The following is a 5,022-nucleotide window of genomic DNA, read 5'->3' on the forward strand; positions in this document are numbered from 1 at the left end:
GGCGTCACCAAGCTGGAGCAGCGCATCGTGCTGGCCGACGGCTTTTATTTGTGGGACACCCCCGGCATGCTGTGGCCGCGCATCATCGTGGCCAAAAGCGGCTACAACCTGGCGGCCAGCGGCGCCATTGGCCGCAACGCCTTCGAAGAAGAAGAGGTCGCGCTGGAACTGCTTGATTACCTCATCAAGCACTACCCCGGTTTGCTGGAGGCGCGCTACAAGGTGGAAGTGACGCCGGGCATCACCGATGAGCAACTGCTCGAAGCAATCGGCCGCAAGCGCGGCGCCGTGCTGACCAAGGGTCGTGTCAATTTGCAGAAGGCCGCCGAAATCGTGATTTACGAATTCCGTGCCGCCACGCTCGGCCGCGTCACGCTGGAAACGCCCGAAGAGTTTGCCGAATGGCTGGCTGCGGGGCAGAAGCTGGATGCAGAGCGCCAGGTCAAAAAAGACAAGATCGAGACCAGCCGCCTGATCAAGTTCAAGAAGATTCCGCGGCCTGCAAAACCTGAAGCGACGTAACGGACGGTCGAGGGAGCGAAGGAGCGCCGGAGCAAGACCGCTGCGCCAGAGCCGGTGTCAGAAGCAGAATTCACTATTTTTTTTAGATAAAATAGGCCTCTAGCCTATACGGGACGGGTGCAGGCAGCTATTAAAAGTATAGCTATCGGGTTGACTGGCCTCGGGGGTGATGAAGCCACACCTGTTCATTGGCAGGTGCAGCCAAGAGCGGTTAATGGGAATTTGACTGCCAGCAGGCACCTATTTCCCTTCCCCAAGCAGCTGATTGATCCTGATTAAACATGGGTTCAGGGTTTTCCAGACAATATGGGTATTTCCCTATTCCACTCGGCGACTCGCCGACCGTCAGGTGCCCTCATGAACTGGCTGCAAAAACTTCCGCACAGCAAGCGCGCCGCCAGCGGGCTGGAATGGACGCTGTGGCGCAAGCTGCCGCTGATCGCCTTGCTGGGCACCATGCTGCCTTTGCTCGGCCTGGGTCTGGTGCATCTGCTGGCCGATCCGCAGGCCAGCGCCGCAGATGCCCGCTGGCTCCAAATGGTTGACTATTTCTGTTGGGCTGTCATCATTTTTAACTGGGCTATGCTGCTGACGCTCGCGATTGGCTGCGTGATCGTGATGGTGATGAAAGGCCCCGGCTACGTCGCCGACGGCTACCAGGTGTCGCACAGCGACCGGCCACGCGAGACGCTGGAGACTGACGAAGAAGCCGCCAACGCCCGACGCGGTGGTGCGTCCTGAGAGGGTTTCCTGACGGGCGGCCCTCTTTTTTTGCGGGTTGCCAGCGTAGGAAAAACAGAGCCCTCGTCCACTGAACCGTTATGAACGGGTCCATGCGCCAGCAGCAGCGCAGGTCCAGCGAGGGCTGACGGCTGCCCGGGCCACCTGCATCCGCGTTTTCTTCCCGGACTACCAAACGCGCATCCACGGTGCCAAGCCTTGCTTTAGAATCAAAGTAATTAATCAATTACTTGTGTAATCATGGAAAGATCCGGCAAGCGTTCCAAGCAGCCCACCGAAGTCCGTCAGGTCAGCCTGGTGGAAGCGGCCCTGCAACTGGCTGCCCAGCGCAGCCCGGCCGACATCACCACCGGCGATCTGGCGCAAGCGGTGGGCATTACCCAAGGCGCGGTGTTCCGGCACTTTGCCAGCAAGGAAGCCATCTGGCTGGCTGCGCTGGAGTGGAGTACCGACACCCTGATGACCCGGCTGCAGGCCGCCGCAAGCGCAGCACCTAGCCCGCTGGCCGCGCTGCAAGCCGTGTTCAAGGCGCATGTGGATTTTGTGGTGGCCCATCCTGGCGTGCCCCGGGTGATTTTTCAGGAGCTGCAGCATGCACAGGACACCGTACTCAAGGCCTGCGTGCGCAGCCTGATGCAGCAGTACCGGACCTTGATCACGCGCCTACTGCAGCGTGCGCACGACCAGCGCCTGCTGGCCCCGGGCACCGACCTGCAGGCCGCCGCGGTGCTGTTCATCGGCTCGGTGCAGGGTCTGGTGATGCAGTCACTGATCAGCGGCCAGGTGCAGGCCATGGCGGCACAGGCTCCCGGCGTGTTCACGATTTACCTGCGCGGGCTGGCAGTGCATGGTGGCGGCGCACCGGCAAGCAAGCACATTGATCCCACTTTGAAGGAAACCTCATGAAACGCAACCCCCTGCTTTTGCGCCGCCTTGCCCTGGGCGGACTGGTCCTGGTGCTGGTGGGCGCCCTGGCCTTTGTGGCGCTGCGCACCGGCCCGCTGGCACCCACGCGCGTGACGGTCACGACCGTTCGCGAGGGGCGCCTGAGCCCCGCCATTTTTGGCATTGGCACCGTGGAAGCGCGGCATAGCTGGATGGTCGGCCCCACAACGGCGGGCCGGGTGCTGGCCGTGAAGGTGGATGTGGGTGACACGGTGAAGGCCGGGCAACTGCTGGCCGAAATGGATCCGGTGGACCTGGACCAGCGCCTAGCCGCCCTGGATGCCTCGCTGGCCCGCGCGGGCAGCACCCAGGCGGCGGCGCAGGCCCAACTGACGGACGCCACGGCACGACGAGCGCTGGCCGCCACCAATGCCAAACGCAACCAGGACCTGGCCGACCAGAACTTCATCAGCGCCGGCGCACTCGAGGCCCGCTTCCAGGAAAAAATCTCGGCTGACGCCGCGCTGCAGGCCGCGCAGGCCAACCTGACCGGCACCGGCCAGGACGTGGCCCGGCAGAAGGCCGAGCGCGCCGGCCTGCAGCAGCAGCGCGACAACGTGCGCCTGCTAGCTCCGGCCGATGGCGTGGTCACCAGCCGCGACGCCGAAGCCGGCACCACCGTGGTGGCAGGCCAGCCGGTGCTGCGGCTGATTGACCCGGCCAGCCTGTGGGTGAACTTGCGGGTGGACCAGGGCCGTTCAGCCGGGCTCGCGCCTGGCCTGAAAGCCAGCATCGTGCTGCGCTCGCAATCGCACCTGCCCCTGGCAGGCCAGGTGGCGCGGGTAGAGCTGCTGGCCGACAGCGTGACCGAGGAGCGCATCGCGCAGGTGGCCTTTAATCAGCCACCGGCAGGTGTGGCTATAGGCGCTTCAGTCGGTGAATTGGCCGAAGTCACGCTGCAATTGCCCGAAACGCCGGCTTCGCTGCTGGTTCCCAACGCCAGCATTCAGAATCGTCAGGGCGAAACCGGCGTGTGGCGGATGGAAGGTGGCAAACCGGTGTTCGCGCCGGTGCGGCTGGGTGCCCGCAGCCTGGATGGTCAGGTGCAGGTGCTGAGCGGTTTAAAAGCCGGTGACGAGGTGGTGGTGTACAGCCAGAAAGCCCTCACGACAGGTACCCGGGTGAAGGTGGTGGACGCGCTGGTCAAGGCCGAGAACCAAGGGGCGGGCCAATGATCAGCCTGGCCGGGCGCGACATACTGCACAGCTGGGGCAAGTTCGTGCTCACNNAACAGCGGCGCTGACCTGTGGGTGGTGCAAAAAGACACCCAGGGGCCGTATGCCGAGTCGTCCAGCCTGAAAGACGACGTGGTGCGCAGCCTGCGCGGCATGCCCGGCGTGGCGCAGGCGGCCAACGTGACCTACTTCACGATGCAGGTGCAAGGCAATGACGGCGACGACACCCGGGCCATGGTGGTCGGGATGGAACCCGGCCAGCCTGGCGAGCCGGGCTACCTGCTGGCAGGCCGCCAGTTGACGCGCAGCCACTACGAGGCCGTGGCCGACGTGAAAACCGGCTTTGCGTTGGGCGAACGCATCCGCATCCGCCGCCACGACTACAGCGTGGTGGGGCTGACGCAGCGCATGGTGTCCTCGGGCGGCGACCCGATGGTGTTCATCCCGCTCAAGGACGCCCAGGAAGCGCAGTTTTTAAAAGACAACGACGCGATCATCAACGACCGCACCCGCACCGCCGCCAACCCCGCCTTCAACCGCCCCGGCGTTCCCGGCCTGCTGGACGCGGTGCAGGCCCTGCAAACCAGCAGCCACAACGTCAATGCCGTGCTGGTGCAACTGGCGCCAGGCTTTACTCCCGAGCAGGTGGCCGAGCCGATCCGCCGCTGGAAGCACCTGCAGGTGTTCACCCGTATGGACATGGAAGAGATTCTGGTGGCCAAGCTGATCGCCACCGCAGCCAGACAGATCGGCATGTTCCTGATGATTCTGGCGGTGGTCAGCGCGGCCATCGTGGCCTTCATCATTTACACCATGACGTTGGGAAAAATCCGCGAGATCGCGGTGCTCAAGCTCATCGGCACGCGCAACGTCACCATTGCCAGCATGATCCTGCAGCAAGCGCTGGGCCTGGGGTTGATCGGTTTCATCATCGGCAAGGTGGCGGCCACCATTTGGGCACCGGTGTTTCCAAAATTTGTGCTGCTGCTGACGCAGGACGCCGTGACGGGGCTGGTGGCGACGATGCTTATTTGCGCGCTGGCCAGCACCCTGGCCATCCGCGCAGCGCTCAAGGTTGATCCGGCAGAGGCCATCGGGTGACAGGAACGAACAACATGACCCAACCCACAGTTCCCGGCGGAATTCTCATCGAAGGCCTGCGCAAGGTCTATGGCCAGGGCGACACGGCGGTGGAGGCGCTCAAAAACGTCAACATGACCGTCGGCCCCGGCGAGGTGGTGGGTCTGGTCGGCCCCTCGGGCTCGGGCAAAAGCACGCTGCTCAAGTGCCTGGGCGCCATCATCGAGCCCACGGCTGGCCGCATGACGCTGGGCAACGAGTTGATTTATGACAACGGCTGGACCACCTCTGATCTGCGCGCCTTGCGACGCGACCGAATCGGCTTTGTGTTCCAGGCGCCGTATTTGATTCCGTTCCTGGACGTGACCGACAACGTGGCCCTGCTGCCCATGCTGGCCGGCGTGCCCAACGCCCAGTCCCGCGCCCGGGCGCTGGAACTGCTGACCGCGCTGGACGTGGCCCACCGCGCCAAAGCCGAGCCCTCGCAACTGTCGGGCGGCGAGCAGCAGCGTGTCTCGATCGCGCGCGCGTTCGTGAACCACCCGCCGCTCCTCGTCTG

General features: G+C 64.1%; 5 protein-coding genes and 1 pseudogene. All 6 read left to right on the top strand.

The features are described 5' to 3' along the window. A partial coding sequence (locus B3F77_RS15535; protein WP_422662097.1) for a YlqF/YawG family GTPase occupies positions 1 to 522 on the top strand: 522 nt, incomplete at its 5' end. Between the two features lie 357 nt (positions 523 to 879). Further along, the gene (locus B3F77_RS15540; protein ID WP_293605819.1) at positions 880 to 1,263 is read left to right on the top strand and encodes a hypothetical protein; all 384 of its coding nucleotides are present in this window, start codon (positions 880 to 882) and stop codon (positions 1,261 to 1,263) included. A gap of 240 nt (positions 1,264 to 1,503) precedes the next feature. Next, positions 1,504 to 2,169 carry a TetR/AcrR family transcriptional regulator gene (locus B3F77_RS15545; protein ID WP_293605820.1) on the top strand — a complete coding sequence of 222 codons (666 nt, stop codon included), beginning with the start codon at positions 1,504 to 1,506 and terminating at the stop codon, positions 2,167 to 2,169. After that, positions 2,166 to 3,383: an efflux RND transporter periplasmic adaptor subunit gene (locus B3F77_RS15550; protein ID WP_293605821.1), complete on the top strand. Its 1,218-nt coding sequence runs from the start codon at positions 2,166 to 2,168 to the stop codon at positions 3,381 to 3,383. Before B3F77_RS15545 ends, B3F77_RS15550 begins: the two co-directional genes overlap by 4 nt. Beyond that, positions 3,380 to 4,484 (top strand): annotated as a pseudogene (locus B3F77_RS15555) (ABC transporter permease). Before B3F77_RS15550 ends, B3F77_RS15555 begins: the two are co-directional and overlap by 4 nt. 14 nt (positions 4,485 to 4,498) lie before the next feature. Then, positions 4,499 to 5,022: ATP-binding cassette domain-containing protein (locus B3F77_RS15560; RefSeq protein WP_293605822.1), on the top strand; the 524-nt coding region annotated here is incomplete at its 3' end.

This window comes from Polaromonas sp. UBA4122 (assembly GCA_002381615.1).
Lineage (GTDB): Bacteria > Pseudomonadota > Gammaproteobacteria > Burkholderiales > Burkholderiaceae_C > Polaromonas.